The sequence below is a fragment of the Exiguobacterium sp. TDN 0502 genome, assembly GCF_050846835.1.
Lineage (GTDB): Bacteria > Bacillota > Bacilli > Exiguobacteriales > Exiguobacteriaceae > Exiguobacterium_A.
Genome location: NZ_JBOZGJ010000007.1, coordinates 1 through 26,606 on the forward strand (window position 1 = coordinate 1; position 26,606 = coordinate 26,606).

Below are 26,606 nucleotides of genomic sequence, written 5' to 3' on the forward strand. Positions count from 1 at the left end.
TAGCCATAGAAAAAGCTCCCTTCAAAAAGTAGACAGTTTTTGTTATTTCAACTGTCTACTTTTTGGGGAGCATATCAGACTTATCCGCTACCTTGTTTTTTTGTTTACCCTGTCGCAAGTAGTCCAAGATAGATCAGACTAACACTAAGAAGGCTCAGCAAGACGCCCACTGCATGTCGCCGGTATCCGAGTACGAGCAGCGGTAAGGTGGCGATGCCAACCATCAAGATCCACCCGTCCCCTGCTGGAACATTGACCGGAAGTTGTGCGAGCGTCGGTTGCTCTAACCGGCTGAGTGAAGCACTTGCCATGAACAGTAATACTAAAATGATACTCTCCATCCGTAGTAATGGACGCGGATCATACGTTGCATCCGAACGTAACCGGCGCCGGACGAGCGTGCCATTACAAAAGGCGTAAAACAAAAGCGGTATCAATAAGAGGTGCTTCAGCAACAACGCTTGACCATATGGCACGCCCCAAAGATTCGGATAACGTTCAAGCGGAATCGCCAGTTGCATCAACCATAGACCGGAAAGGATGACACCTATAAAAGCAACTCGGGCAAACGGACTGAACCAACTTAAAAAGGCGGACCAGTGCTCGGTCGAGCGCGCACCGATCGCTAACCAAAATACGACACCAATCCAAGCCGTCACACAGAAGAAGTGACTGAACTGGAGCGTCCATCCGAACGCACCATGTTTCGCTGCAGCATGACTCGTTCCTGCGATGCCAATCCAGATCGGAATCGTCAAGAGCGCGAGCAGAAAGGAGCGTTGTTTTTGCCAGGCAAGTATGATCAGTAAACATAAAGCAGAAAAGTAAACGACAAGAAACATCTGACCGATATGCAAAAATAACCCCGTTCGCAAGGCCTCTGTCATCGTTTGCGTCGAAAGCAGAAAGCGAACGGCACCGATGACTGGAAGACTTGTTCCAAGAACAAGCATCCCAAGCCCCGCCACCGCCCAAATCGTTCCGTCTATGATCAGTGGCTTACGTGACCTCGGAATGAAACGTAAGACAAGGTAACCCATCCAGATCGCTCCACCCATGTAGACGAGTAATTCTCCTACGAATGCACTCATGTCGCACGACGACGGAATAAGAGAAGCAAGACGATACTGACTAAAAGTCCTCCGACGATCCACGGAAGTAGTGTCGGGACAAGTCCTTGTTGAACTGGTTCCGCTTCCGGGACGACTAATGCCTTCGTTTCAATCGGCTCTGCCTGTTCGATTGTATTCGCTTCCGTTGTCGTTGCACCAATCACTGTAAAACGAATCGTTCCTTTGACAGGATGACCATCATCTGAAATCGATGCCCATTTAATCGTGTACTGTCCCTTCGCCAATGGCTTCGGGACGACGGCACTGAGTTCATTCCCGATGATGAGTGGTTTTGCGAGTGACTGTTCAATACCGTCCGCATCCACTACACGTAACGTACTCGTCTTTTCGACAGGCTCGTTGAACGTCAAGCGAATCCGCTCGATAGGTTCAGACAACGCTGACCCTTCCGCCGGATTCGAGCTTTTCAGACTCGTGTGTGCTTCGACTGAGATGGGCAGCAAACAAATGAGGCATAAAAGTGCAAATCGGATGATGCGCATGTCGTTTACCTCCTTTCTCTTTGATGTGTATAAGAAAACCCGCTGTTTCCAGCGGGTCGTCCTTTATTGTTGCGGGCGACGACGGAGTGCGAAGAATCCAAGGATCGATGCCGCTGCGATACCAAGCAATGACCAAACGATACCTGTCGTCGATTCTTCTTGCATGCCACCGAGACCTGTGTTTGGCATTCCAGCAGGTGTCCCTTTGAATTTATCCGGGAACTGATCGACGATCGCTGTCGCTGTTCCTTCCCCTACCCCATACATATGCGCATACGCTTCCCGGATTGCCGGGTACGTTTTGTCGTAGTCTTTTTCATTGTAGCTGTTGAATGCGAGTAACAATTGATCAACGTGCATTTTCAGTCCTTCTTCAAGGTCCTTCGCTTTCAAGCGTCCTTCCGTTGCCGCATCGAGAAATGCGGCTTGTTCGACACGGTAGTCATCGAGTTCCTTCACGGCCATGTCACGTGCTTGATCATCTTTCGCACCTGTCGCTTTGACATAGTCGACGAAGTAGCCGATATGGCTCGACCAGATTTTCTTGAATTGTTGCGCCGCTTCACTGCCGTAGACCGAACCGATCGAAGCCGTCAGATCATCGGTATTTTGACTTAACGCACCGGCTGCCGCGTCAAAATCTTTTGCTCCGTCAATTCCCTTTTGCATCGCGAGGATTGCAAGCGCTGCGTGCTCCGAGAAGTTCCGGTTGAGTCCGGCACGCAGGTCTGCTGCCGGTGTATCGACTTTCGTGTTTTTGAATTTATCCGGATATTGATCAACGATTGCGCCAGACAAACCTTCACCGACCATATACATATGTTCGATTGCCTTACGCATATTGCTGTAAGCCGCTTCGTAATCACCTGCGACGTAGCTGTCGAACGATGTCAGCAGTTGGCTAACGTGTACTTTAAGACCGGCTTCAAGATCGGCGGCTTTCAGACGACCACCTGTCGCTTTATCAAGGAACGCTGCCTGTTCGACCCGGTACGCATCGAGATCTTTCATTGCTTTTTGTTTGGCGTCTTCATCTTTTGCTCCGGTTGCTTTGACGTAATCGACGAAGTAACCGATGTGACTTGACCAGATCTCCTTGAAGGCTTTACCGGCATCATCGCCATAAACGGAACCGACAGCTGCCGATAAGTCATCCGTATTTTGATTCAGAGCACCTGCTGCTTGTTCAAAATCTTTTTTACCATCAATCCCTTTTTGCATCGCGACGACTGCGAGGTACGCGTGTTCAGATAGAATTTGATCGAGCGTCGCTCGTAGATCCGATGCCGGAGACGAGACATCGAGGGAGACTTTGCCTGAACTGTGAGACATCTTACTATGGTCCTCATGACCATGGGCACTGACACCTGCTGCTGGAATCAACAATGCGGCACTAAGCGGAACAGCGAGATACGACTTTTTCATCTTCATCTTATGAACACCCCTTTGATTTTTTGGACTTCACATAGATAACGCAAGGAGTTCACAAATGGTTTTATATTTTTACATTTTTTATTAAAAATATTTTTATCACAGAAATAAAATGGTTCACCACTTTAATTATTTTTAGTTTTTATTTACTTGTTTCACGAAACTGACGACCTATTTTCTAACGATTTCATTAAAATCTTCTTATCAGCATATCTTTTATTTCTCATTTCAGAACAGGAGTGGACTTATGAAACGGATTGTCATTGGCGCAGTACTTGCTTCTCTCGTCGTATCGCAAGCAGTTGGACCTGTCGAAGCGAAAAGTAAATCAAAAAAGAAGTCAGTCGTACAAGTCGATCGGGATAAAAACGGCATTTCCGATACGTGGCAAAAGAAATATCATTTAGGTTATGGAAAAAAGGTCGCAACCAAAGACCAGGACCGAGACGGATTAACAAACGCGCAGGAGTATCAGCTTCATCTCAACCCAACAAAGTCTGATTCCGACCGCGACGGAATCAAGGATGGGAAAGAGGATGCGGATCGCGACGCACTCACAAATCAGCAAGAATACATGGCACATTTGAATCCGCTAAAAAAGGATTCCGATCAAGACGGCATTTCCGATGCGAAAGAAGACCAAGACAAGGATCGATTGACGACACGCGAAGAGTTCATCGTCGGAACCCATCCGCTTAAAGCGGATTCTGACCGCGATGGAATTAAAGACAATGAAGAAGACCGCGACCAAGATACGCTTCTGAATGAAGACGAATTCGAACTTGGTTCTGATCCAACAAAAGCCGACAGTGATCATGACGGTATCCGGGACGATCAAGAGGACTCGAATCATGATGGGATCCGAAACAGTGAGGAACTAAAACGAATCATGATCAAAGTGACGGATACGAACAAGAAGAAATTCGAATGGCGCTACAGCGGTGAACACCAACGGAAAGAATTACGCTTTAAAGACGAGATCGGTATCACTGACGTTGCGACGTTAAAAGACCGCCTTCTCGTCACGCCATCGATGACAGAAGAAGACGTATTAACGTTAGTTGCTCAAGCACTTCAACTCCCAAACATCAAAACACTACACGTCCAAGTCAAGTTCTATAATGGACAGGAGCTCGAGTCAGAAGATGAACATTCGGATGACGATGGTTCATCGGATGATTCTGACGATGATGAAGGAGAGGACGATTCTGACGATGATGAAGGAGAGGACGATTCTGACGATCAAGGCGATGACCATGGCGGTCATGACGATGATGATTGATGATACAAAAAAGAGAGAACGGAAAAAAATCCGTCCTCTCTCGAGGCTGAAGACACAGTGCAATCGTTCTCTAACGAGAACGATTGCGCTTTTTTATTCGTCTCGAATCGTTTTCTTAAGACAAGCATCGCTTCGCTGCAGGGGCGCTCCTGCTTGTTTATCCTTAGGAAGCGATGTCGAGTGAACAAAACGCTTCTTCGATTCTTCTTCCTGATATAAAAAAGTAGAAAAGAAGAAGGAGGACTTCCGATGATGGATAAGAGAAATCATCATCAATCAGAGGAAATCCCCTTTATCCCGTAAAAAAATGACGCGTCACACGCCACTCCTACAGGAAAAAGCGCATCGCGCTGTCAGAGACAAACAAGACCCGTTTTCCTGCTCGAACGGAGCGAGAAAATTGGCTTGTATCTCGCCTGAGGAAAGGGCGTGAAAAGACGCGTCATTCTTTTTTTAAGTCAGCCCATTTTTCTACAATCTGAAGAGAGAACGGAAGAAAATCCACTCTTTTTTGTCTTAATGATGGTGACCACTACTGCCACCAGCTGGTTTTGCTCCACCTTGTAAGATTTTCAAATCCTGCGCCGACAGTTTTCCGACGATGAATTGCCGTGTCGGCATGATCATCGCCCCTTCACTACTCGCATGGGCTTTGACATAATATAAACCGGATTTCGGTAGGGTCTTCGCAATCGTATAGACACCTGGCTTTTTCTCTTCTGCCGGTTCCATACTATAGCGGACCGTTCCGTCTGCTTTCCAGATTTCAAAGTGGACGTAGTCGACTTTTTCAACTGGTTTCGCTTCACGCCAGACCGTCGCTTCGAACGTTTGCTTTTTCTTTGCATCCGGCTGTAAGTCGTTCGGTATGTTGAATTTGATCGATAACGGATGAACGACGGTATAGTGTTCCGCTGCGTCGGAATCGACCGCACAGCCGGCAAGGCTCGTCGTCGCAGCGAGGAGTCCGCCAATTAAAAGTGATTGTATCGATTTACGCATTGAAGAACCTCCTCATACTTGGAATACGACGGATGATGAGGAAATCAAGTAGCCAGACGACGAGTAGCGACAGTCCGACGAGTGGGAAGACGATCCCCAGCATGACGAGCACGGCAAGGAATCCTTTCAGCATGAATGCTTTCGGACCTTTTGGTGCCCCCATCCCCTTACTTGGTTTCCGCTTCAACCATAAATAGAAACCGCTGACTGCCACGAGCATGATCCCAAGACAAATCAACAGACTGATCAACTGATTGAACCAGCCGAACTCCGTTCCTTTGTGGAGCGTGATTCCGGTCGCAACGATTTTCCCGATGACACCGTAGTTGTCATAACGGTAATCCGCGAGCACGGCACCGGAATATTGATCGAGATGAATCGTCGCTTCATCCTGTGCTTTCGCCGGATACGCCGATAGCGTATAGACGCCACTCGGATCACTCGGAATGCTGATCTTGAAGCTTGGATCCATCCCTTGTTGTTTGCCGATCGCAACGATGTCATCGATTGAAGCCGGAACAGCTCCTTCGACTTTCGATTGCGGGACATCAAGCGTCTCGGCTGCCCACGGAACTTCTGCGATATCCTTCGTCTGAAGTGTTGACGTCGGGGCTTCCCCACCCCAGATCGACGGTGGATAGCCCAGTCCTTGGTTCGTGACGAGCGACTGGAAGTTTGCTCCCCAGAAGCCGGACCACGGAAGACCGGTCAAGATGAGGAATAACATTCCTGCTGTGATCCAGAATGCTGGAACGGCGTGGAGATCACGACGGAATAACTTCTTGCCTTGCCGAAGACGGGGGAACAAAACCCCTGACAAACCCTTTTGCTTACGTGGGAACCATAGGAACAAACCTGTGACGATCAGGACGATCGCCCAACAGGCAACGAGTTCGACGATCCGGTCGCCGGTCGTTCCTGCCATCAGTTCCCCGTGGATCTCTTCGATCTTGTTCATGATCCGGTCATCGTCTGATAATGTTCCGATGATCTTACCAGAATACGGATTGACGAAGACCGTCGCCGACATGTCTTTTGACGAGACCTTCACTTCACTTGAACGGTCGTCTGATTCACCCGGTCGGTACGACGTGATAAGTGCGTCCGGATACTTCGCTTTGACACGATCGATCTGTTCCGTCGCCGTGATGCGATCTGCTTTTGGTGTAACTTCATAATACGATTGATACAGGACGTTTTCGATTTGTGGCTTAAATAAATAGATTGATCCTGTCACAGCGAGCATGACCAGGAACGGTGCAAAAATGATACCAGCATAAAAGTGCCACCGCCAAATCGTCCGGTAAGCAGAAGAAGTCGGTGTTCTTTTGACCGGCTCTTCCGTCTGCATGAGATTCATATGTATCCTCCTTCGGATCGTAAATATGTCCACTCTGTGAACACCTCTTAGTATAAGCGTTTACAATTCCAATTCAGTCACTGGCTTGTGACGATACATTGCCAATCCCGTGTGTAAATCGCGTAGCTTTCAAGAAGTAGATTGCATCATTTTTTGACAATGATTTCACTTCTATGATGGATTATTTCTTATTTCAAAAAACTATCCTTATTCATAAAACCAAACTTCATGCAAAAAAGCGAATCCTCCACTGGATTCGCCCCTGTTCTATACGTTTTTTACATCGAAGATTCTTCTTCCAATGACTCCTTTTGACGATGATGTTGAACGATAGCGACAACTACGATACCAATCAATACAATCGCAATCAATCCGATGATGCCGGGATTCACCTGCAACCAGTTCCAGAGCTCCGACCAGGTCACGGCTTCTCCGATCCGGACGATCAAGAAGGTCCATAGCCCTGTATAGACGCCTGCTGCTAGGAACGTCATCATCAAGTAACGCGGCAATGGATATCCGAGAAGACCGGCGACATAATGAATCGGGTGCCTGACGCCCGGTAAGAAGAACGATAATCCAATCGCCCATAACCCCCGTCGTTCGATGATCGCTTCTGCCTGTTCTAAGAATCGTGATTTCATCCAGCGTTTGATGAGCGGAATCTCCCGGAAGAACCGGGCAAGCAGATAAAACCAGGTAAACGCGATGAAGAAGATCGGCCATGCCGTCAACCAGATGACGACCGGGTACATCCCCTCCCGTAAACGAAGTGCTGCAAAGCCCATCATCAGGACATCGTCCGACAATGGGGTGAACATGATTCCGCCAGCCAGGCGGACGAGTGCCATGATATCCATCACGTATCCCTACTTTCTGTTTCTCTCTATAATCAGTATCCCCGATTTTTCTAAAGTTGAGCCCTGTCCATTTCTTAACTGCTTCTTTAGCTTGTATTCTTTTTAAACTTTTCGAAAAAGGAGTACATATTAACAAATGGCTGTATGCAAGCGTTCATTCTTCAATTAACCGTTTTCATGCGTATCCTCCACATCGTCTGAATAATCCAAATAATCGAAATGAGCTGGTCATACCATTTTAAATATGTAAAAATTGCTGGTATTCAAGATATTACCCTGTAGAAAGGATGTTCAGATTGAACGTTAAGCTCGGATTATTAGGACGTATCATCGTCGCCATCGCATTTGGAATTATAGTAGGTAGCCTCGTCACCGAACGGTTCGACTGGATCGTCCGTTCCTTCGTCACATTCAATGGCGTCTTTGGTCAATTCCTCTCGTTCGCGATTCCGCTCATCATCATCGGATTCATCATTCCCGGTATTGGCGAACTGGGAAAAGGTGCTGGGAAGCTTGTTGGAATCACGGCATTGATTGCCTATCTATCAACCGTCATCGCCGGACTGCTTGCCTTCGGGACCGCAAACAATGTCTTCCCGCGTATTCTCAGCGGTTCGTTCGGTAAGATGGGCAACCCGGAAGATGCATTACTGAAAGGGTTCCTTGAAATCGAGATTCCGCCCGTCTTTGGTGTCATGACGGCACTCGTCATCGCCTTCGTCTTCGGAATCGGAATCGCCTCAATTAAAAGTGAACGTCTGCTCGCGCTGTCGATCGACTTCCGGAGTATCATCGAACTCGTCATCGGCAAAGTCATCATTCCGTTACTCCCGTTTCACATTGCCGGTATTTTCATGAATATGACGTACGCCGGTCAGGTCGCTCAAATTCTATCGGTCTTTGCACTTGTCTTCGTCATCATCATCGTTCTGCATTTCGTCATGCTGACTTTACAATACACGATTGCCGGCATCGTCAATCACGAAAATCCCTTCCGGCTGTTGAAGACGATGATGCCCGCCTATTTCACAGCAATCGGTACACAGTCTTCAGCTGCAACGATCCCGGTCACGTTACGGCAAACGAAAATCAACGATACGGATGAAGAAGTTGCGAACTTCGTCATACCGCTCTGTGCGACGATTCACCTTGCCGGTTCGACTATCACACTAACATCGGTCGTCATCGCAATCTTGTATCTGAACGATATGCCCGTCACATTCGGAGCCATCTTCCCGTTCATTCTCGCACTCGGTGTCACAATGATCGCAGCACCTGGTGTTCCGGGTGGTGGTGTCATGGCAGCAATCGGTCTGTTTGCCTCGATGCTCGGATTTAACGAGACGATGATTAGCCTTGCCATTGCGCTTTATATTGCGCAAGATAGCTTCGGTACCGCAGCAAATGTTACAGGAGACGGTGCAATCGCTAAAATCGTCCATGTCATCAAACGGCATACGTCCATTCTTGACGATCAGAATTCAAAGAAGACTGCTTGATTCAAAACCCTTTTTCTCCCCTTGAGAAAAAGGGTTTTTTCCTGTCTGTCGAGAAGGGATAAAGGACACATCTGTACGACTATCTGATAGGAGGAATTTCCATGCTGCATCGCCGGAAGACCTATACGATTCGTCCCGAACGCCTAGAAGAATTCACTGAGTTTTTCCATACCTATTTGTACCCGCTCCAAGTCAGCCATGGTGCCCGTCTCGTCGGTCGCTGGGTGACGGAAGCGGAAGATGAAGTCATCGCTATTTGGGAATACCGCGACCGTGAACATTACGAACAAGTCGATCGCGATGTCCGGAACAGTGCCTTACGCCGGGAAGCGATGAAAAAACGCGCCCGACTTGGCAAAAATCTTTACATCAAGTCGTATGAAGACTTCATGACGTCGACTGGCACGTATGCTCCTCCTCGTGCCATCGTCAGTGTGACCGCGTACATCACGAACGATGCCGGTGAAGTCCTACTCGTCCGTAATCTCCACCGGGGTGATACGTACGAGATGCCGGGTGGTCAGGTCGAAAATCATGAGTCGATTCTTGACGCCATCAAACGAGAAGTCAAAGAAGAAACCGGTATTGATGTCACGATCGATGGGATTACGGGCATCTATCAAAACGTCTCGAGTCACGTCCTTTGTGTCTGCTTCCGCGGGAAAGCGGTCGGTGGTGAACTCACAACACAAGAAGGCGAAACGACAGATGTCGGCTTCTTCCCGCTGACGCGTGACTCGCTAAGTGAATACATCAAACGGGAGCATTTCCAATTGCGGACGCTTGATGCGATGAATCCGCACTACTTCCCGCATGCCTTATATAAAGTCAGACCGTATGAACTGATCAGCCGGTATGACGGCAATGCAACATCGTCTTCACGGTAAACCAAAAATCCCCTTGCAGCGAAAAAACTGTAAGGGGATTTTTTCTATTATGTTATCAGTCGAGCAGTGATTCCAGCATCATCCGTGACATAGACATCTCCTGCTTGATTCGTAACGGTATAAGCAGAAGCCTCTAACGTCTCGATCGCAGCTTGGAGTGTCGCTTGATCCGGATAACGCAACGTCCAGTAAACGAGTCCGACTGCATCATTCGGATTCGTCGGTGCGTTGACCCCAGACCAGACATTCAACCCGATATGATGATGGTAACCGCCAGCAGCAACGAACAACGCACGCATCCGGGAAGCATCCGCCGCTACCTCGAAGCCGAGTGTCTCGACATAAAACTTCCGCGCTGCTTCGAGTGTCTTGACGTGGAAATGGACATGTCCCATGACTGTTTCGCTTGGCATCCCGTACCAGTCTTCTTCTCCTGCTTCGACGAGCATGCTTTGCCAATCGACGGGATCCGTCGTCATTCTGACATCCCCATTGGCTTCATACGTCCATGTGTCCCGCGGGCGATCGGCATAAATCTCGATCCCGTTCCCATCCGGATCCGATAAATAGAACGCTTCACTGACGAGGTGGTCGCCTTGACCGATTTCAACGCCTTGTGCAATCAAATTCCGGATGACGAAGCCGAGTTCTTTTCGGTTCGGTAGCAAAATCGCGAAATGGTATAACCCGGCGACCGAATTCGGTGGGAAACGGCGGGCGTTCGGGTGGACTTCAAGTTCAACGAGTGGTGTATCTTTTGCGCCGAGTACGACTAGTTGCTCGGTTTGCGTCAACACACGTAATCCGAGTGATTCGGTATAAAATGTAACGGAACGTTCAAGGTCCGTGACACGCAAGCGAACAGGACCGAGTGTAATCTGTGGGTGAATCGACATCTTATTTCCTCCTTCAACTAACTAGCTTGTACCCTTATTATGGCGCGGAAGTGACGGAAGCGGAAGTAGGCACGAATAAGTGGTATAGTATCCTCAACGATACCATGAAGGAGGGAGACCGATGGAAGAGACACCAAGCTGCCGCGTCGAGACGGCACTCGAGATTTTGACCGGGAAATGGAAACCGTCGATTTTACTCGTCTTGATCACACACGGAACACTCCGCTTCAGTGAACTGAAACGTCAACTACCGAATATCACCCAAAAGATGCTGACGGCTCAACTGCGTGAACTCGAACTGAACGACATCGTGCACCGTGAGATTTACCAAGAAGTTCCACCACGCGTCGAGTACTCGCTGACCGATTATGGTCGGACGCTCATTCCGGTTCTTGATGCGATCAATGCCTGGGGCGAACAGCACGTCATTCACCTCGAAAATAAAGAAAAATTAGCTTCTGCTTCATCATAAGAAATCCATTACGTGGGGATTTCTTATTTTTTATGGAATAAACTGTCTATTATCCCGTATACTGACGTAATAGACTTCTGTTTTCGGAAAGGAATGATTCCTCATGCATCAACTTCACGCAATCGAGCAGCTCGTCGCTCGACTCAAACAAGATCCTGCAGTCGAAGCCATCTTCTTGAAAGGATCTTTTGGACGGGGAGAAGAAGATGTCCATTCAGACATCGATTTGTACTGCCTCGTCTCGGAAGAACGCCAAACGAAGTTTTTAGCACGTCGTCTGTCCCATCTTTCAGTCTATCGTCCGATCCTCTGGAAAGACGAGATTGATATCATCGCGCCACAAATGATCGTCGTCTATGATGATTTGCTACATATCGATTTGTTCACGGTGACGCTCGACTCACTGAACCATAAGGATCAACTGCGTGTCCTATATGATCCGAAACAACAACTGACGGACTTTACGGATACGTGCGACTTGACACTTTCTACGCAGGAAGCGACCGATGAAGCAATCGACGCCGTCTGGTTCTTGTTCCAATACAAAAAAGCAGCGGCACGCGGAAATGACTTATGGGCAGTCGAGATGCTCCGGAGCGCCTTGATCAAGTTCGCGAAAGTCTTGCTTCATCACCATACTCCAGATCGGGCGCAGCTCGGATTAAAGACGATTCCGACGACATTGCCTGACGGTCCACGCCTTTCTCTTGAAGCAATCTACGACGTCCTGACACCCGCAACGCATGCTGAAGCGGCTCAACGTTATCTGGCATGTCTAGAGACTGAACGGAAGACACTCGATCGGACGCTCGTCACGCATCCCGAAACACTCGACTTACTCGATCGATTAACGCATGAACTATCGATGCAACAAGTAAAACGATAACAACAAAGGAGTAGCAGGCATTTGCCTGCTACTCCTTTGTCTGCTCACCCATCATCGTGTCAATTGAATCTCTTTTGATTGTCCACCTGCCCAGCCAAAACCGGATGAGACTTCAAGCTTCGGATTTTTGACCTGTTTCGGTAATTCAAAGACGATGTTGCCGGTTTTTTCGATATTCGGGTTGATCGTCTCTAAGAAGAAGCCCATGCCGTCTTCATTCGCATAGAGATCGAGTTCCGTATCGGCTGAATACTCGGTATCGCCGACATTGACTTTAAACATGTTGCTATCAACGAACCGTTCTTCCTTGTCTCCATTTAGAATCGTCAGACCGATGACTAAGAATTGTCCTGACGTTTTCTTTTCGCCGAGGACGTTTGACAATGTATCGACCATCTTGACGTCATTGACGACATACGTCAATTTCCCGACCTTTACCTGATCCTTGATGCCATAGGTTTTCTTGACCAGCTTCGCCGCTGCTTTTGCTTTCACTGGTTTTGCTTCTGATTTGACTGCTTCTTGTTCGACCTCTACTTTTTTCTCTGGTGCCGCTTGTTCTTCATCATCTCCTAGATTTCCAAGGATGACTGCTCCGATTACGATGATTCCTGCCCACTTCAATCCTTTTTTCATGTTACTTCCTCCTTTTAATGTAGCTGACTCACGTCTGATAGCCCTAGTATAGGAAGAAGCAATCCCTTATCCTTTACACTTTTTTAACCAGGTTATTTTTTGTTTATGGTTTGATAAAAAGATTGACAAAAATAAAAGAGAACGCTGATTTCAGCGCCCTCCTCTTCTTATTCTCCTTTGACCCGGATGACGATTTTGCCTTTTGCATGTCCTTCTTCGCCATAGTCATGTGCTTCCTTGATTTGGTCGAGATCAAAGATCCGGTCGACGACGGGTTGTAGCTCGCCACGTTCGACAGCTTTAGCGATATGTTGCAAACGCTCACCGGTCGGTTGCATGAAGACATACGCAAAACGCGCATTATGTTGCTTCGCTTGCTCTTCATCAGGTGGGGTTGAAATCGAGACGAGCATGCCGTTCGGCTTCAGCATCTGATACAGTTCCCCTTGCTTGTCGCCGCCCATCGTATCGAATACGAAATCAACGTCGCGGACACGATCCGCCGGATTTTCCTGCTTATAATCAATGACTTCGTCAGCTCCAAGTGCTTTTACCCAATCGACGTTTTTTGTACTCGTCGACGTAATGACGTACAAACCGTTCGCTTTCGCAAGTTGAATCGCAACCGTTCCGACGCCCCCTGATCCGGCACCAATGAAGATCCGGTCACCCGGCTTCGCATCCATCACTTCGAACATGACCTGCCATGCTGTATGCGAGACGAGTGGGAGTGAAGCCGCTTCAGCAAAACTGAGCGATTCTGGTTTTTTCACAACTAAATGCGCATCGACTGCGACGTACTCCGCATACGTCCCTTGACGGGCGATTTCCGGACGACTGAAGACGGCGTCCCCGACTTGAAGATCGGAGACGTTTTCTCCGACTTCCTGAATCACGCCAGCAACATCCCAACCGATGACGAGCGGCATTTCGTAGCTCAACATCTGACGCAAGTATCCTTCTCGTAACTTCCAGTCGACCGGGTTCACACTTGCGGCATAGACTTCGATTAACACATCATCCGGTCCGATGACTGGTTTCTCCAGTTCTCCGACCTTGAATTGTTCCGATCCACCATACTGTTCAATGTAAGCTGCTTTCATCCGTTGACGCCTCCTTCGATAATCATTCCCTATCTTCTTCCCCGTCCGTTCCACCGACAAACAGTTTGAAGAAACACAACGAAACTGACTCAAAAAAGAATGACGCGTCTTTTCACGCCCTTTCCTCAGGCGAGACACAAGCCAGTTTTCCTGCTTCATTGAAGCAGGAAAGCGGGTCTTGTTTGTCTCTGACAGCACAAATGCGCTTTTTCCTGTAGGAGTTGCGTGAAACGCGTCGTTCTTTTTGTTACGAGATAAGGGTGGCAGATCATCATTCTGCCACCCTTACCTTTATGGAAACTGACTTTTGAGTCAGCCCCGTTTCTTTAAGAGTTCGTCTGTTGCAACGTTGATGCCGTTTTGTTCAAGGCATGAATCGCCTGTTGCAGTTCCATGACCTGTCCGACTTGGTGACGTGTCAGACCGGATAACGATTCACTTTGCGCGAGCAACGCATTCATGAACGTATCGAGTTGACCGGCTGCTGTCGTAATAGCTGTAAGACTACTTGTCATCGTCGCGAACTGGGTTTGCGCCGACTGGATCGAACCAACGACTTCGGTCGCATCCGTTTCAATCGTTTGTAGCGCTAACTGGCTCTCAGCCATCCGTTCTTCCTGTTCCCGTAACAGCGTCGTGCTGGCATGAATCGAGTTGCCTGTTTGTGTGACGTCCTGATCAACACGTTCGATGATCGCATTGATTTCTTTTGACGCTTCTGCCGTCTGTGCCGACAGGTTGCGAATTTCCTGCGCAACGACCGTGAAGCCTTTTCCGAACTCACCGGCGCGAGCTGCTTCAATGGAGGCGTTAAGACTGAGCAAGTTTGTCTGAGCCGCAATCGCATTGATGCTCGACGTGATGGCGACGATTTCCTGGAAACGCCCAGCGAGCTGTCCGAATGACGTGACCGATTCATCCATGCTTGTCGTCAATTGTTGCAACGATTGTCCGGCAAGACCAATCGTCTGTCGGCTTTGTTCAGCTGTTGTTCGCGAGGACGAACTCCGCTCGAGCGCACGGTCGACCGAAACCGTTACCTCTTGCATACGGTTGACTTGTTGTTCGTTCAATTGACGGATTTCACGGATCGCCTGGACGCTTCCTGCAGCATCATGTGCTAGCTGTTGCATCGCCAGATCGACCTGACCGAACGAATCCTTCGCTGCGTCGACCGTCTCACTCATCTCTTCCGTGAACGTCGTCACTTCCGTTGCCGTTGCTGCCGTTTGCTCAAGGGCGACTTGCGATGTTGCCGCGTAAGCTTCCGACCGTTCCTGTTCTTGACGGACGGCTAACATGACGTTCCGTCCAAAGACGGCGACAAAAACAGCCGCTGAGAAGATCATCAAGTAGATGACATAGGCGACGATTAAATCAAATGTATTCACAAAAACGATTGTCCCAAGTACCGTGAATAGTATCATTTCGACTAGCCCAAGAATGCCAGCAAGAATAACGAGACGTGGAATCAAATAGACGATTGAGATCGTTAAATAAAGATAGACGATCGTCCAGATACTAGGCGACGGTAAGGTCGTCAAAACTAAGGCGAGAACGAAATACGTTAATGTCACTTGGACGTATTTCCCACTCGGACGATGTCCGAGTAGACGGTTGCCGACAAGCAACGCGACCGTCAAGATCAGACCACCGACTAAAAACTGATAGAACACACTGATCGGAACGTAATTCATTTGGGCAAATACGAAAATCAACGGATGCGCAATTGTAATCAACGTTGCAATCAGGCGGGACAAAATCTTTGTACTTTGTTGCTCGAGGGCAGATACCATCTTGTTCAAACTCCTTCACCTTATTAAAGTCATACAGTTGTTCATCGGCAGAAAGAATTCAATCGTTAAGTCTCTCAGATGACTTTTTTTCTTGACGCTTTCTTAAAGCCAGGAGTACGTTTAACGTAGACTTTTTTCAGAAAAGAGGATTCCTATGCTCTATGTACTCGTAGGTCTCGCAGGTGTTCTCGGTGCCGCTGCACGTTATGGACTCGGACTGCTGATTGGGGACTTCACGACCGGTCCATTCCCGTGGCCCACGCTTGCAATCAACCTGATCGGTAGCTTTCTGCTCGGCTATGCGACACATTTTTTATTTCGAACGAAACTCTTGCACCAATATGCGATCACAGCCATTGGAACGGGCTTCATCGGCTCATTTACGACGTTTTCAACATTTAGCGTCGAGACCGCGACCTTACTCAACGAACGTCATCTAGCGGATGCGTTCCTCTACGTACTCGTCAGCCTGTTCGGCGGTCTATTCCTGTCTTATCTCGGTTATACGCTTGGAACAAGACGACTGCGGCACGTGACGAAAGGACGTGACTGAATGACATTACTCGCTCTTGCTATCGGTGCTTTTTGTGGTGCCATCAGTCGTTTTGCTGTCAGTCAATGGGTGAAGACGATATGGAAACGCGAATTCCCACTGGCGACGTTTTTAATCAACGTACTCGGCTCATTTTTGCTTGGTCTCGTTATCGGTGCACATCTCGATACGACCTGGACGTTACTCTTAGGTACCGGCTTCCTTGGATCATTTACGACGTTCTCGACTTTCAAGATTGAGACGTTACAGCTCTTGCATGATGGAAACCGGAAAGTACTCGCTTTCTACTTGGCGTGCAGTTATGGATTCGGAATTCTCGCTGCCTTTTTCGGCATCACCCTGACCGCTTGATCGTAAAAAAAGAGGCGCCGGATTTTTCCGTCGCCTCTTACATATACGTTTAGTCATTCATCCAGAACAGACCGACTGTCTCTGCACCAGCATGTGTGCCGATTGCTGGTCCGAACGTGCCTTCAAGAATCGTCAGATCCGGGAACTTCGCTGCGACCTGCTGACGCAGTTCCGTTGCCATTTCCGGTGCCATCGTCGTAGCGACGTAAATCCGGTTCTTGTAGAACGTGTGTTGACGCATCGACTCATCGATTTGTTTGACCATCTCGATGTAGGCTTTCTTGAGAGAACGCGCTTTTTTGAATGGGACGATTTTCCCCGCTTCATCCGTCGTAATGATTGGTTTGATGCTAAGCAAGTTCGCAAGGAACAGATCTCCCGACGAGACACGTCCACCGCGACGCATCGTCTCCATATTACCGACGATCATATAAAAATGCGTTTTTTTCGTCAGTTCCTGCAATGCGGCTACGATCTCCTCGACCGATTTCCCCTGTGCCTCGAGTTCCATTCCGTAACGAATGAATTCCTGCTGGTTCTCGAAGGCTGTATGCGAATCGATGATATGAACCGGGAAGCTTGCTGCTTCCGCTGCTGAAGCTGAACTTTGCACGGTACTTGATAAGCCATTCGTACAGTGCACTGCAATGGCGCAGTCATATCCTTCTTCTTTCAGCCGTTCGTACGTTCCGACGAACTCACCAAAGATTGGTTGTGAAGTTTTCGCAATCAGCTTCTTGTCCGCATCCAGGGCACGAAACAGGCGCTCGACCGTGATGGCATTCTCTTGATACGCCGTATCACCAAGTAAGATTTGAATCGGCACGACATTGACGCCGATCGCTTCTGCCTCTTCTTTCGTGAAATAGGCCATACTATCGGTCACCCATGCAATTTTAGTCATTTTCCTTAGCCTCCGTTAGATTCTTCTCGCTCTATCCTACCATATACAGAAGTGGAAATCGCAAGAAACCTCATGACATCATCTGAAAATGAAACGATGTACGCTTGTGATAGTGCTCGCCGGTACGCAGGACGACGGAAGGGAAATCTGGTTGATTGATCGCATCCGGCAGTCCTTGCGTCTCAAAACAGATGCCGAGGTACGGCGTTGCCCGTCTTCCACAAATCGTGAACTCACCTGACAAGTGATTGGCCGTGTAGACGACGACTCCCGGTTGATCGGTCACGACCCGTAACCGCCGCCCGCTGATCGGTTCGTCGAGAACGATTTCCCCATCTTCTCTAAGCAGGAAGGGATGATCGACACCACTACCCGCTTGACGTAATTGTTCATCTGGTGCGTGTGTCACTTCATGTAGCGGACGGGCTTCGAGAAAATCAAAGACGGTGTCTGCTACCGGGAGAATGTCACCGGTCGGTACGGCATCTTTCGTCAACGGAATATAAAAAGGGGCATCCATTCGCAGGACATGCTGTTCAATCGTCGTTTTCGCCTCGCCTGTCAAATTAAAGTACGTATGATTCGTCGGACTGAACGGTGTCGAGGCCGTCGTCTCCGCTTCATAATGAATATGCAAGACGTTCTCGTCCGTCCATTCGAACGTCACTGTAAAGGACAGGTGACCGGGATACCCATTTTCGCCGTGCGGGCTATCCAAACGCAGTATGAGACGGTCGTCCTTTATTTCATGCGCAAACAAGCGGTCTGCCCAGTTTTCACTGCCCCCATGTAAATGGTGTTTCCCCTCATTTTGTTCGAGTACATATGTCATTCCTTCAAGAGCAAAGGCACCGTTTGCGATCCGCCCTCCGACACGTCCAATCGTCGCTCCGAGATGATGTGGATCGTCCTGGTATTCCGAGAGATCATCAAACGCAAGTACGACGTTTTCGATTACGCCTCGTTGATCAGGCACACGAATCGCAAGAATTTTTGCACCCCGGTTCAAAATATCGACGGTGTGTCCCTGTCTGTTCTCCAAAGTGAAGCATAACAAAGGCTGATCATCCTGTTTTCCTACTTCCGTTGTCGTAATCATCATCTGCTTCCTCCTGTACAATACGTTTTCCTGTTTTCCTATTTACCCTTGAAGCAACACAAAAAAACAACAGCAGCAAAGCGCTACTGTCGTTACAGGGATGGAACAGGTAATCGGACTTCAATTCGTGTTCCTTGATTGATGATGGAATAGACGTGTAATGTCGCATCTGGACCATATGTCACCTCTAGTGCGCGGCGAATCAAGAACAGATTCGAATCGCCTGATTCTTTTTGATCTAGTTGTTGCATCACGGCAAATGGCATTCCTTGCCCATTATCCGCGACTTCGATGACCCAATCCGTCGTCGTCTTGAATGCCCGGACATCAATCCGGTGATGCCGCCCTGCCTTTACGAACGCGTGACGTAGCGCATTATCGACGAGCTGCGTCACGAGGAACGGGAAAACAAAATATTCCTCAACGGCCGTCTCGATATCGAGATCGACCGTGATATCCGCTGACGTCAATTGACTCGGACGGCGACGTGTTCCTTCGAGCGACAGATAAGCTTTTAACGTCGCCAGTTCCTCCCGTAACGGATGTTCCTCATGACGGGTTGCCGCCGTCAAGAGTTGCACGAGCGCATTCAATTGATGTTTGACTGGTGTTCCGGGATCTGCCGTTCGCTGGATTTCCTCGATGATCCCCTTGAGGTAGGAAACGTGTAGCATCGGTTTCATCTTTCGTCCGTTTAGACGGAGCAGTTGTTCTTCCCGATGGATGTGCAGCTCTCGTGCTAATAACCGGACAAGTTGTTCCGTCATTCGCTCGACGGTATCGTCAAATAGATCTTTCGAGAAGTAACAGATGACACCGGCCTTTTGACCGTTGATCCGCATCGGATGAAAACTTAGAATCTGTCCCGTCAGCTCATCTTCCTGTCGAACGGGTTCTTCCGCCTCGATCCATTGTTTTTCCTCATGTCTAGGTTGCTCGCCACAGACGGCAGGTTGCTGTTCTGTCATGTCGATGACGACTTCCGTTGCCCCAAGCAACACGACGCGTTGCATCTTCGTTTCTTTCAGCAATGTCGCACCAATCTCGCGGGCCACTTCCGAAGTCAGTCCCTGTTTCCGTAAGGGTTGTAACGCTTGCAGCAGGCGGTCCGACCGTTCGGTCTGTCGGACGAAGAGATCACCTTCGAGCCGGAGTTGTGTCCGGAGGATCATGATGAACAATAAAACACCACACGTATTCGCGAATAGAAGCGGAAATACGGCACGGCTCATCAAGTCCAGTGCCGCTGTCGTATCCGGTGCTAACAGTAGCGTCAACCCACTTTCGAGCAAAAGTGCCGTCAATACGATACCGACCGGCGGTAACAAGGCATAACCATCCTGAAGACGCCAGCGTTTCCGGTACCAGCCGCTGACTAGTCCTGCAAGCACGGCGATGAACCAACCCGCTTCTGCTCCTAGCGAACCGAGTAAGTAGCGATGTAAGCCGACTAAGCATCCGGTGATGCCCCCAACGAGCGGTCCGCCGATCAGCCCGCTTGTGACGATGACTGCGAGCCGGGTATCGAGTACTAACGCATCCGGTTCGACCGATAAGCCAAGCAACGGATCAATCGTCGTGTCATTCGACAGGACGACGCCCGCATAGTTCATCAAAATACCAGATGCCACGAAGGCGAGCAGTAACGGCAGGTTCATCTTCCGATCTGCCGTTTTGAATATGTATCGTGAAATGCGCCACTGCGATAATAAAAAGGCAAGTAGTGCCAGCATACCTAGACGACTCAGTAAAAATGGAATCTGATCAAGCACGGAATACCCCCTTGTTTCATAGGACGCCGATGGACAATGAAGTTGTTGTAGATTACATTCCCGCTCGATCCGGCATTTTCCTATCACCGTTCCCGAAAGTTCCTCATATTGACCAATTCTTAATTTTTAGATGCACCATATAAAAAACCGGCTCCTCGATGAGGAACCGGTCTGCTTATCCTTCTGCTTCTGATTTAGCTGGATGCAACCAAATCTTCACACGATTGATTTGATAATTTTCCATTTCCATCACTTCGACCGAAAAGTCTGGTGTATCGATATGCTCACCCGGTTGAAGATCGATGTTATGCATCTGAATCCAGCCGCCAATCGTATCTACGTCTTCAACATTCGTAAACTGAATGTTGAATCGCTCTTCGAGATCAACGAGTAAAACTGTCCCGTCGAGTAAGAACTCATCCGGCTTGATCTGTTCAATCTCTTCGATCTCATCAGCATCGAATTCATCGCGGATTTCACCGACGATCTCTTCAAGTAAGTCCTCCATCGAGACAAGACCTGCCGTTCCACCGTATTCATCAACGACAAGTACGAGATGCGTCCGGGTCCGCTTCATCTTGCGCAACGTATCCTGTAACGAAGTGACTTCCGAGACGACCGGCAATTCCTTCAGATAGTGCGTGACCGGATGCTCATTTCCGTTTGCGTAATCCGTTAATACTTCCTTGACGTTGACGTATCCGAGAATCCGGTCTTTATCATTTTCTTCCGTGACAGGATAACGCGTATACGGATTATCCATGAAGATGTCCATCAATTCTGCTTTCGTCAGACGTTCCGAGATCGTCTCCATCCGCATTCGCGGTACCATCAGATCTTTGACGATATGCTCGTCAAACGCAAAAACATTCTGCATGAGGGCAAGTTCTGTTTGGTTGATTTCACCACTTTGGAAACTTTGCGCCATGATGATCTTCAATTCATCTTCGGAGTGGGCTTGTTCATGCCCTGCCGGTTTAACACCGAACAGACCAAGGAACAAGCGTGCTGAACCATTGAGCAACCAAATGAACGGATACATGATCTTCCCGAACACATACAGCGGACGGGCAAATAACAACGTCATGCGTTCTGCATACTGAATCGCAAGCGTCTTCGGAGCGAGTTCACCGATGACGACGTGTAAGAAGGTAACTGAGACAAAGGCAATACCAAACGATAACAACGTCGACACGGCTGCTGAAATCCCGAAGTCGTCAAAGACCGGGTGCAGGATCTTTTCGACCGTCGGTTCCCCGAGCGCCCCAAGACCAAGTGCCGTAACGGTAATTCCGAGCTGACAGGCAGACAAGTAGTAATCGAGATCCCCGGCAATTTTTTTCGCAAGGACCGCACTTTTGTTGCCTTCCTGGATCATTTGATCCAAACGCGACATCCGTACTTTGACGACAGCGAATTCCGATCCGACGAAGAACGCCGTCAACACGATCAACAACACCACTAAAAATAAATTGATGAATAATATAGTATCCAAAATCCCCTAAACAGGGGTCACCTCCATTGTTTGGTATTAAAGCTGTGCAATCAAAGAGGCAATCAATGTCAGACGCCGTGACAGTTCTAAGCGAATCGCTTGTTTTTCGACTTCCGTCGACTGCAACAAACGTTGCTCAAGTCCTTCCACCGTCGTCTGCAATTGTTGCACTTCCTGATAAATCGTCTCCCCTGTTTTTTCTTCCCGTTCCGTAAAAGAAGCAAGAATCTCTTGCAGGGAAAGCCGTTGAGACTTCAAATATTCAATCTTTTCGATTTGATGAATGACCGATTCGTCATACAGACGGTAGCCGGAAGCCGTGCGTTCCGGTGTTAGGAGACCGAGTGATGTGTAATAATCGATCGTTCGTTTTGATAAGCCGGTGGTCTCCGCGACCTGACCGATTCGAAGTAACGCCTTCCCAAAAGATTCTCACCTCCTCTCTTTTTATGGTTCTTTTATTTTATCACGCAAAAACCGTACAGTAAAACGTCATGCTTCTTCATGAAAAAATGATCATCTCTACTTGAGCAGAAATGATCACTTTTTCTAATAATCCTTACACGGTTGCAATTGGCTCTTCGACCGGTACACCAACGATGGAGCGTTCTAACAGTTCGACGACGTCGTATGTGGCGACTGCCTCATCGACTTCCTTTGCCTTCGTTCCGTCACTGAGCATCGTCAGACAGTATGGACATGCTGATCCGATGACGGATGGTTGGACGGTCAACAATTGTTCCGTACGTGCGACGTTGACACGTGCGCCGACTTTTTCTTCTTGCCACATCATGCCACCACCAGCACCGCAACACATGCCTTTTTCCCGGTTACGTTCCGTCTCGACGAGCGTGATGCCCGGAATCTTCTCGAGAATATAACGGGGTGCGTCGTAAATATCATTGTAACGACCGAGGTAACACGAATCGTGATAGACGACACGCTCCTTGACTTCGTGTAACGGTGTGATGCGTTTCTCGTCAATCAAACGTGCGAGCAATTCGGTATGATGATACACTTCGACGTCCGGACTGAGCCCGAAGTCGGGGTATTCATTTTTAAACGTATTGTAAGCATGCGGATCAATCGTGACGATTTTTTTAACACCATATTTCTCAAACGATTTGATGTTCGCTTCCGCGAGTTCCTGGAACAAGACTTCATTCCCGATCCGGCGCGGAGTATCTCCTGAGTTCTTCTCATCGTTTCCGAGAATCGCAAACGAGATATCTGCCTCATTCAGAATACGGGCAAACGCCATCGCGATTTTTTGACTCCGGTTATCGTACGACCCCATCGCACCGACCCAGAACAAGTACTCGAAGTCTTCTCCCGCTTTCTTCTTTTCCTTCGCCGTTGGAACGACGAGTTCATCACGGTTTTTCCGCCAGTTTTCACGTTCTTTTCGGTTCATCCCCCACGGATTACCTTGACGTTCGATGTTTGCCATCGTCCGTTGCATCTCCGGATCCATCTTTCCTTCCATCATGACGAGATGGCGACGAAGATCGATGATTTTATCGACGTGTTCGTTCATGACCGGGCACTGATCTTCACAGTTCCGACATGTCGTACACGCCCAGATTTCTTCTTCCGTGATGACGTTCCCAATCAATGAGTCCGGGACGATATCCATCTGTCCGGCTGCTGCGAGTGAAGCGATTTGATTCCCTTGCGATCCTTCGAACGCAAAGGCAGGTGCCCATGGTGAACGTTGGGTGATCGCTGCCGTTTTCATGTTGAGATGGTCCCGCAATTTAACGATCAAATCCATCGGCGACAGCATCTTCCCTGTGCCGCTCGCTGGGCACATGTTCGTACAGCGGCCACACTCGACGCAAGCATACAAATCAACGAGTTGTTTCTGATTGAAATCTTCGATTCGGTTAACGCCGAAGCTGAATTCCGCTTCGTCGTCTTCTGCTTCTTCCATGACCGATAGATCAATCGGTGCCAAACGACCGACTTTTGACGTTCGACCGAGCCAAACGTTTGCTGTACCGGCGATCAGGTGCGCATGTTTACCTTGCGGGATGTAAACCATGAAGCTAAGTAAGAACAGCAAGTGTGCCCACCAGAAGAAGACGAATAATCCGAAAGCGACAGATTCCGGTACCCAGCTGAACAAGAAGGCGATGCTTGAAGCGACTGGTTCTCCGAGCGTCGAATGATTCTCATAGACAAGGAAGAAGCCGTTTCCGAAGAGGACAGCGACCATTAAACCCCCAATGAAAATCAAGGCAAGACCTGCCAAGAAATTCCGCTTCAGGCGGACGAGTTTCTCGACATACCGGCGATAAAATCCCCAAACGACGGCAATCAAGATGACGAGCATGACGATTTCTTGGAAGAACGTAAAAAACGGATAGAGCGGACCGAGCGGGACATGCGGAAAACGTTGACCGACGGCGAGTCCTTTCCAAATAAAATCAATCGCTCCGAATTGAACGAGTAAGAATCCATAGAACATCATGACGTGAATGGCGCCACTTTTCTTATCCTTTAATAGTTTCTTTTGTCCGAAGACGTTGACTAGAACTGCGTCCAGTCGTTCTTTGTTCGTCAGCGTCCATTCCGCTTTTTTCCCCCGTTTAATGGCGGCATAACGACTTTTGACGAGTGACGCAAACAGATAGCCTGCATAACCGATGACGAGTAGGAAGGCAATCCAGTTAATGAGTAAAAACGTATTCATGTTCGAACAAACCCCTTTCCCCCTAAAGCAGTTGTGTTGAAATGAGTATAGCATATAATGAATGACTATTCATTCATTAATTTCCAAAAAAAATTATACTTACTTATTGACTTAATCTGTCAAAAAAGCAAACACATCCATAAAAAGTAAGTTATCGTATATATGGTCATTTTATTTATATACATATCAGGAGGTTTTCATCATGCAAGGCATTCTTCAACACCCGAGCGGTTTAGTCAAAGAAGTCAAAGTAGGCTTTTCTTGGACAACATTCTTTTTTGGATTTTTCCCGGCTTTTTTCCGGGGCGATGTTAAATGGGGATTGATTCAACTCGTTCTCGCAATCGTCGTCGGTACAGCGACAGTCGGCTTTGGTACAGGACTCGTCAGTCTCGTCTTTTCATTCATCTATAACAAAATCTATATCAACGAGTTGATTGAAAAAGGCTATCGTCCAATTGATACGTCGTTCCAACAAGCATTGAAACAACGCGGAATCCATGCACGTCTATTATCAGAAACATCTGCTCGTCAAGAAGCAGCATTCTAAGTAAAAGAACGGATGCCCCCTATCAAGGAGCGCATCCGTTCTTTTACTTACCACTTCATCTCTTCAAACATGTAATACGCCTTATGTTGTTCTTCTAAGTATGCCGCCAACGGGAGACGAACGTCTTCACTGGTGATGTACTCCGCTAGTTCCGTTTGGTCAATCCACCTCGTCTCAATGATTTCTTCATCAGGATCATCCGGCTTAAGTACTCCGCTCACCTCACAATCAAAATATGTCACGAGACTGTGCGCTTGATAGGTCGGCATGAAGTTTTCCGTCAAGAAGGCGAACGACGACGAAGTGACGGTCAAGCCGGTTTCTTCTTCCACTTCGCGACGAAGTGCTTGCTCGAGTGTCTCCCCGGCTTCAATTTGTCCACCGGGTAAGCTCCACCGTTTCTCCTGACCCGATTGATTGTTGACGACGAGCAGTTGATTGCCCCGACGGATGATCGCGACGATGATTCGATAGAGTGGATACATGACGTTTCCTCCTGAAAAGACCATCTTGCCTAAAACAAGATGGTCCCCTGATTGTTTATTCTAGACCGAGCGACTGTGGCAGACGAACTGCACGTGCGAAGGCATTTTTATAGTCCTTTTTCGCGACTAATTTTTCGACTTCACGGATTGCCGGATGCTGTTCGTCCGCGAACGCACCAAGGATCGTCAAGTAACGCTCGTATACTTGATCATCTTCCTGACGTGCTTTCAAGAGCGCTGTATACAGCATGACGGTATCTTCACCGTATAAGACCGGTAATTCTTCGTTGATTAAAAGTAACGTATCGATGGACTCCGGGTCGACCTTCGGATTGTATTCCGTGATGACCTGCTCTGCGAGTCCTTCGAGTTGATCGCGCCATTCGTTGTAGCGCGGCTCATCGTTCTCGAGCCACTCGAACCATTCCTCTTCCAACATCTGTTCCATTTGACGTACTGTTTGTTCAAATGCCATTCGTCTCACTCCGTTCCCAAGTTAAATCAATCGTATACGTACCAACTGCTTGCCCATTCATCTTCAATGTATAGCGAAATTGCATCTGTTGCGATTTCATCTCAATCGTCTCCGTGTCCGTTTCCATCAACATCTGACCAAATTGACTGCCATACTGGCTTTTGGTCGTCTCTCCTAAAATGAAGACATGATGCATCGCAACAGGACCTTTACGATTCAAGGCGATCTGGTCTTTCGACCATTTGATCGTCGTATCGATCGGTTGTTCATCCGGTTGAACGAACTTCACGGCAAAACCGTCTTTTGTTTCGAACAATGTGCCGTCCGCCTCGAGTTCGACCGATTCACGCATCGGACCGTCTTCGATCGTCGTCACCTGTCGTAAGGACACCGGGTACTGTACTGGTTTCACTTTTATCACCTCATCGTTTAGCGTACACGATTTTTTCGTCTGATGCACCTTCTGCTTACATGCAAGAAAAAATGTAGACAAATGGACTGA

The 26,606-nt window shown here is 48.3% G+C and carries 27 protein-coding genes; 8 read left to right on the top strand and 19 right to left on the bottom strand.

Annotated features, from left to right (window positions below):
• Positions 1-104 precede the first annotated feature (104 nt).
• From ACRPK8_RS08830 to ACRPK8_RS08840, 3 genes are all read right to left on the bottom strand, one after another.
• Positions 105-1,091: a copper resistance D family protein gene (locus ACRPK8_RS08830; RefSeq protein ID WP_432237896.1), complete on the bottom strand. Its 987-nt coding sequence runs from the start codon at positions 1,089-1,091 to the stop codon at positions 105-107.
• A complete protein-coding gene (locus ACRPK8_RS08835) occupies positions 1,088-1,615 on the bottom strand; it encodes a copper resistance CopC family protein (protein ID WP_432237897.1) in 528 nt (175 codons plus the stop codon). The genes ACRPK8_RS08830 and ACRPK8_RS08835 overlap by 4 nt, the downstream gene beginning before the upstream one ends.
• A 63-nt stretch (positions 1,616-1,678) precedes the next feature.
• Positions 1,679-3,046, bottom strand: coding sequence for a copper amine oxidase (locus ACRPK8_RS08840; RefSeq protein ID WP_432237898.1), 1,368 nt, complete (start codon positions 3,044-3,046; stop codon positions 1,679-1,681).
• Positions 3,047-3,293: 247 nt separating this feature from the next.
• Here ACRPK8_RS08840 and ACRPK8_RS08845 point away from each other — a divergent pair, with 247 nt between their 5' ends.
• The gene (locus ACRPK8_RS08845) at positions 3,294-4,328 is read left to right on the top strand and encodes a hypothetical protein (protein WP_432237899.1); all 1,035 of its coding nucleotides are present in this window, start codon (positions 3,294-3,296) and stop codon (positions 4,326-4,328) included.
• Positions 4,329-4,844: 516 nt separating this feature from the next.
• On the opposite strand, the gene ACRPK8_RS08850 is transcribed toward ACRPK8_RS08845, so the two are convergent.
• The 3 genes from ACRPK8_RS08850 to ACRPK8_RS08860 form a co-directional block, all read right to left on the bottom strand.
• Positions 4,845-5,330 (bottom strand): FixH family protein, encoded by a 486-nt coding sequence (locus ACRPK8_RS08850; RefSeq protein ID WP_432237900.1) that lies wholly within the window; start codon positions 5,328-5,330, stop codon positions 4,845-4,847.
• Positions 5,323-6,690: a PepSY-associated TM helix domain-containing protein gene (locus tag ACRPK8_RS08855; RefSeq protein ID WP_432237901.1), complete on the bottom strand. Its 1,368-nt coding sequence runs from the start codon at positions 6,688-6,690 to the stop codon at positions 5,323-5,325. Before ACRPK8_RS08855 ends, ACRPK8_RS08850 begins: the two co-directional genes overlap by 8 nt.
• Positions 6,691-6,968: 278 nt before the next feature.
• Complete coding sequence (locus tag ACRPK8_RS08860) at positions 6,969-7,550, bottom strand: DedA family protein (RefSeq protein WP_432238035.1); 582 nt, start codon at positions 7,548-7,550, stop codon at positions 6,969-6,971.
• A 296-nt stretch (positions 7,551-7,846) separates the two neighbouring features.
• Here ACRPK8_RS08860 and ACRPK8_RS08865 point away from each other — a divergent pair, with 296 nt between their 5' ends.
• Both ACRPK8_RS08865 and ACRPK8_RS08870 read left to right on the top strand, forming a co-directional pair.
• A complete protein-coding gene (locus ACRPK8_RS08865) occupies positions 7,847-9,049 on the top strand; it encodes a dicarboxylate/amino acid:cation symporter (protein ID WP_432237902.1) in 1,203 nt (400 codons plus the stop codon).
• Between the two features lie 101 nt (positions 9,050-9,150).
• Entirely contained in the window at positions 9,151-9,936 is a 786-nt protein-coding gene (locus ACRPK8_RS08870; protein WP_432237903.1) for an NUDIX domain-containing protein, read from the top strand.
• Positions 9,937-9,983: 47 nt separating this feature from the next.
• Here ACRPK8_RS08870 and ACRPK8_RS08875 read toward each other — a convergent pair whose 3' ends face one another.
• Positions 9,984-10,832, bottom strand: a complete 849-nt coding sequence (locus tag ACRPK8_RS08875; protein ID WP_432237904.1) for a VOC family protein — start codon at positions 10,830-10,832, stop codon at positions 9,984-9,986.
• Positions 10,833-10,953: 121 nt separating this feature from the next.
• On the opposite strand from ACRPK8_RS08875, the gene ACRPK8_RS08880 reads away from it, so the two are divergent.
• Positions 10,954-11,304 carry a winged helix-turn-helix transcriptional regulator gene (locus ACRPK8_RS08880; protein ID WP_432237905.1) on the top strand — a complete coding sequence of 117 codons (351 nt, stop codon included), beginning with the start codon at positions 10,954-10,956 and terminating at the stop codon, positions 11,302-11,304.
• Positions 11,305-11,407: 103 nt separating this feature from the next.
• Positions 11,408-12,190 (top strand): nucleotidyltransferase domain-containing protein, encoded by a 783-nt coding sequence (locus ACRPK8_RS08885; protein ID WP_432237906.1) that lies wholly within the window; start codon positions 11,408-11,410, stop codon positions 12,188-12,190.
• Between the two features lie 51 nt (positions 12,191-12,241).
• Here ACRPK8_RS08885 and ACRPK8_RS08890 read toward each other — a convergent pair whose 3' ends face one another.
• The 3 genes from ACRPK8_RS08890 to ACRPK8_RS08900 form a co-directional block, all read right to left on the bottom strand.
• On the bottom strand, positions 12,242-12,826 hold the full coding sequence (locus ACRPK8_RS08890) for a DUF4352 domain-containing protein (RefSeq protein WP_432237907.1): 585 nt from the start codon (positions 12,824-12,826) through the stop codon (positions 12,242-12,244).
• A 167-nt stretch (positions 12,827-12,993) separates the two neighbouring features.
• Complete coding sequence (locus tag ACRPK8_RS08895) at positions 12,994-13,929, bottom strand: NADP-dependent oxidoreductase (protein ID WP_432237908.1); 936 nt, start codon at positions 13,927-13,929, stop codon at positions 12,994-12,996.
• Between the two features lie 326 nt (positions 13,930-14,255).
• A complete protein-coding gene (locus ACRPK8_RS08900; RefSeq protein WP_432237909.1) occupies positions 14,256-15,725 on the bottom strand; it encodes a methyl-accepting chemotaxis protein in 1,470 nt (489 codons plus the stop codon).
• 154 nt (positions 15,726-15,879) lie between these two features.
• Between ACRPK8_RS08900 and crcB (ACRPK8_RS08905) the strand changes: the two genes are divergently transcribed.
• Together crcB (ACRPK8_RS08905) and crcB (ACRPK8_RS08910) are read left to right on the top strand one after the other, a co-directional pair.
• Positions 15,880-16,278 (top strand): fluoride efflux transporter CrcB, encoded by a 399-nt coding sequence (gene crcB / locus ACRPK8_RS08905; protein ID WP_432237910.1) that lies wholly within the window; start codon positions 15,880-15,882, stop codon positions 16,276-16,278.
• Positions 16,279-16,629: a fluoride efflux transporter CrcB gene (gene crcB, locus ACRPK8_RS08910; RefSeq protein ID WP_432237911.1), complete on the top strand. Its 351-nt coding sequence runs from the start codon at positions 16,279-16,281 to the stop codon at positions 16,627-16,629.
• A gap of 49 nt (positions 16,630-16,678) precedes the next feature.
• Here the strand turns inward: crcB (ACRPK8_RS08910) and ACRPK8_RS08915 are convergent, their stop codons facing one another.
• The 6 genes from ACRPK8_RS08915 to ACRPK8_RS08940 all read right to left on the bottom strand — a co-directional run bounded on the left by ACRPK8_RS08915 (position 16,679) and on the right by ACRPK8_RS08940 (position 24,594).
• Positions 16,679-17,533: a DegV family protein gene (locus ACRPK8_RS08915; RefSeq protein ID WP_432237912.1), complete on the bottom strand. Its 855-nt coding sequence runs from the start codon at positions 17,531-17,533 to the stop codon at positions 16,679-16,681.
• Between the two features lie 70 nt (positions 17,534-17,603).
• A complete protein-coding gene (locus tag ACRPK8_RS08920; protein WP_432237913.1) occupies positions 17,604-18,632 on the bottom strand; it encodes an aldose epimerase family protein in 1,029 nt (342 codons plus the stop codon).
• Between the two features lie 92 nt (positions 18,633-18,724).
• On the bottom strand, positions 18,725-20,404 hold the full coding sequence (locus ACRPK8_RS08925) for a LytS/YhcK type 5TM receptor domain-containing protein (RefSeq protein ID WP_432237914.1): 1,680 nt from the start codon (positions 20,402-20,404) through the stop codon (positions 18,725-18,727).
• 175 nt (positions 20,405-20,579) lie between these two features.
• Positions 20,580-21,899 (bottom strand): hemolysin family protein, encoded by a 1,320-nt coding sequence (locus tag ACRPK8_RS08930; RefSeq protein WP_432237915.1) that lies wholly within the window; start codon positions 21,897-21,899, stop codon positions 20,580-20,582.
• Positions 21,900-21,935: 36 nt separating this feature from the next.
• Positions 21,936-22,304 (bottom strand): MerR family transcriptional regulator, encoded by a 369-nt coding sequence (locus ACRPK8_RS08935; RefSeq protein ID WP_432238036.1) that lies wholly within the window; start codon positions 22,302-22,304, stop codon positions 21,936-21,938.
• A gap of 154 nt (positions 22,305-22,458) precedes the next feature.
• Entirely contained in the window at positions 22,459-24,594 is a 2,136-nt protein-coding gene (locus ACRPK8_RS08940) for a (Fe-S)-binding protein (RefSeq protein ID WP_432237916.1), read from the bottom strand.
• 202 nt (positions 24,595-24,796) lie between these two features.
• Here ACRPK8_RS08940 and ACRPK8_RS08945 point away from each other — a divergent pair, with 202 nt between their 5' ends.
• Positions 24,797-25,144, top strand: a complete 348-nt coding sequence (locus ACRPK8_RS08945) for a DUF2628 domain-containing protein (protein WP_432237917.1) — start codon at positions 24,797-24,799, stop codon at positions 25,142-25,144.
• Between the two features lie 47 nt (positions 25,145-25,191).
• Here ACRPK8_RS08945 and ACRPK8_RS08950 read toward each other — a convergent pair whose 3' ends face one another.
• From ACRPK8_RS08950 to ACRPK8_RS08960, 3 genes are read right to left on the bottom strand one after another with little or no spacing between them, the layout of a single operon-like run.
• The gene (locus ACRPK8_RS08950; protein WP_432237918.1) at positions 25,192-25,629 is read right to left on the bottom strand and encodes an NUDIX domain-containing protein; all 438 of its coding nucleotides are present in this window, start codon (positions 25,627-25,629) and stop codon (positions 25,192-25,194) included.
• A 55-nt stretch (positions 25,630-25,684) separates the two neighbouring features.
• On the bottom strand, positions 25,685-26,104 hold the full coding sequence (locus ACRPK8_RS08955; protein WP_050677289.1) for a hypothetical protein: 420 nt from the start codon (positions 26,102-26,104) through the stop codon (positions 25,685-25,687).
• Entirely contained in the window at positions 26,094-26,516 is a 423-nt protein-coding gene (locus tag ACRPK8_RS08960) for a DUF1934 domain-containing protein (RefSeq protein ID WP_432237919.1), read from the bottom strand. The genes ACRPK8_RS08955 and ACRPK8_RS08960 overlap by 11 nt, the downstream gene beginning before the upstream one ends.
• Positions 26,517-26,606: the final 90 nt, after the last annotated feature.

Coding starts and splice junctions, on each gene's coding strand:
- ACRPK8_RS08830 (WP_432237896.1), bottom strand. CDS start 1,091: ATGAGTGCATTCGTAGGAGAATTACTCGTCTACATGGGTGGAGCGATC.
- ACRPK8_RS08835 (WP_432237897.1), bottom strand. CDS start 1,615: ATGCGCATCATCCGATTTGCACTTTTATGCCTCATTTGTTTGCTGCCC.
- ACRPK8_RS08840 (WP_432237898.1), bottom strand. CDS start 3,046: ATGAAGATGAAAAAGTCGTATCTCGCTGTTCCGCTTAGTGCCGCATTG.
- ACRPK8_RS08845 (WP_432237899.1), top strand. CDS start 3,294: ATGAAACGGATTGTCATTGGCGCAGTACTTGCTTCTCTCGTCGTATCG.
- ACRPK8_RS08850 (WP_432237900.1), bottom strand. CDS start 5,330: ATGCGTAAATCGATACAATCACTTTTAATTGGCGGACTCCTCGCTGCG.
- ACRPK8_RS08855 (WP_432237901.1), bottom strand. CDS start 6,690: ATGAATCTCATGCAGACGGAAGAGCCGGTCAAAAGAACACCGACTTCT.
- ACRPK8_RS08860 (WP_432238035.1), bottom strand. CDS start 7,550: ATGGATATCATGGCACTCGTCCGCCTGGCTGGCGGAATCATGTTCACC.
- ACRPK8_RS08870 (WP_432237903.1), top strand. CDS start 9,151: ATGCTGCATCGCCGGAAGACCTATACGATTCGTCCCGAACGCCTAGAA.
- ACRPK8_RS08875 (WP_432237904.1), bottom strand. CDS start 10,832: ATGTCGATTCACCCACAGATTACACTCGGTCCTGTTCGCTTGCGTGTC.
- ACRPK8_RS08880 (WP_432237905.1), top strand. CDS start 10,954: ATGGAAGAGACACCAAGCTGCCGCGTCGAGACGGCACTCGAGATTTTG.
- ACRPK8_RS08885 (WP_432237906.1), top strand. CDS start 11,408: ATGCATCAACTTCACGCAATCGAGCAGCTCGTCGCTCGACTCAAACAA.
- ACRPK8_RS08890 (WP_432237907.1), bottom strand. CDS start 12,826: ATGAAAAAAGGATTGAAGTGGGCAGGAATCATCGTAATCGGAGCAGTC.
- ACRPK8_RS08895 (WP_432237908.1), bottom strand. CDS start 13,929: ATGAAAGCAGCTTACATTGAACAGTATGGTGGATCGGAACAATTCAAG.
- ACRPK8_RS08900 (WP_432237909.1), bottom strand. CDS start 15,725: ATGGTATCTGCCCTCGAGCAACAAAGTACAAAGATTTTGTCCCGCCTG.
- crcB (WP_432237910.1), top strand. CDS start 15,880: ATGCTCTATGTACTCGTAGGTCTCGCAGGTGTTCTCGGTGCCGCTGCA.
- crcB (WP_432237911.1), top strand. CDS start 16,279: ATGACATTACTCGCTCTTGCTATCGGTGCTTTTTGTGGTGCCATCAGT.
- ACRPK8_RS08915 (WP_432237912.1), bottom strand. CDS start 17,533: ATGACTAAAATTGCATGGGTGACCGATAGTATGGCCTATTTCACGAAA.
- ACRPK8_RS08920 (WP_432237913.1), bottom strand. CDS start 18,632: ATGATTACGACAACGGAAGTAGGAAAACAGGATGATCAGCCTTTGTTA.
- ACRPK8_RS08940 (WP_432237916.1), bottom strand. CDS start 24,594: ATGAATACGTTTTTACTCATTAACTGGATTGCCTTCCTACTCGTCATC.
- ACRPK8_RS08945 (WP_432237917.1), top strand. CDS start 24,797: ATGCAAGGCATTCTTCAACACCCGAGCGGTTTAGTCAAAGAAGTCAAA.
- ACRPK8_RS08950 (WP_432237918.1), bottom strand. CDS start 25,629: ATGTATCCACTCTATCGAATCATCGTCGCGATCATCCGTCGGGGCAAT.
- ACRPK8_RS08955 (WP_050677289.1), bottom strand. CDS start 26,104: ATGGCATTTGAACAAACAGTACGTCAAATGGAACAGATGTTGGAAGAG.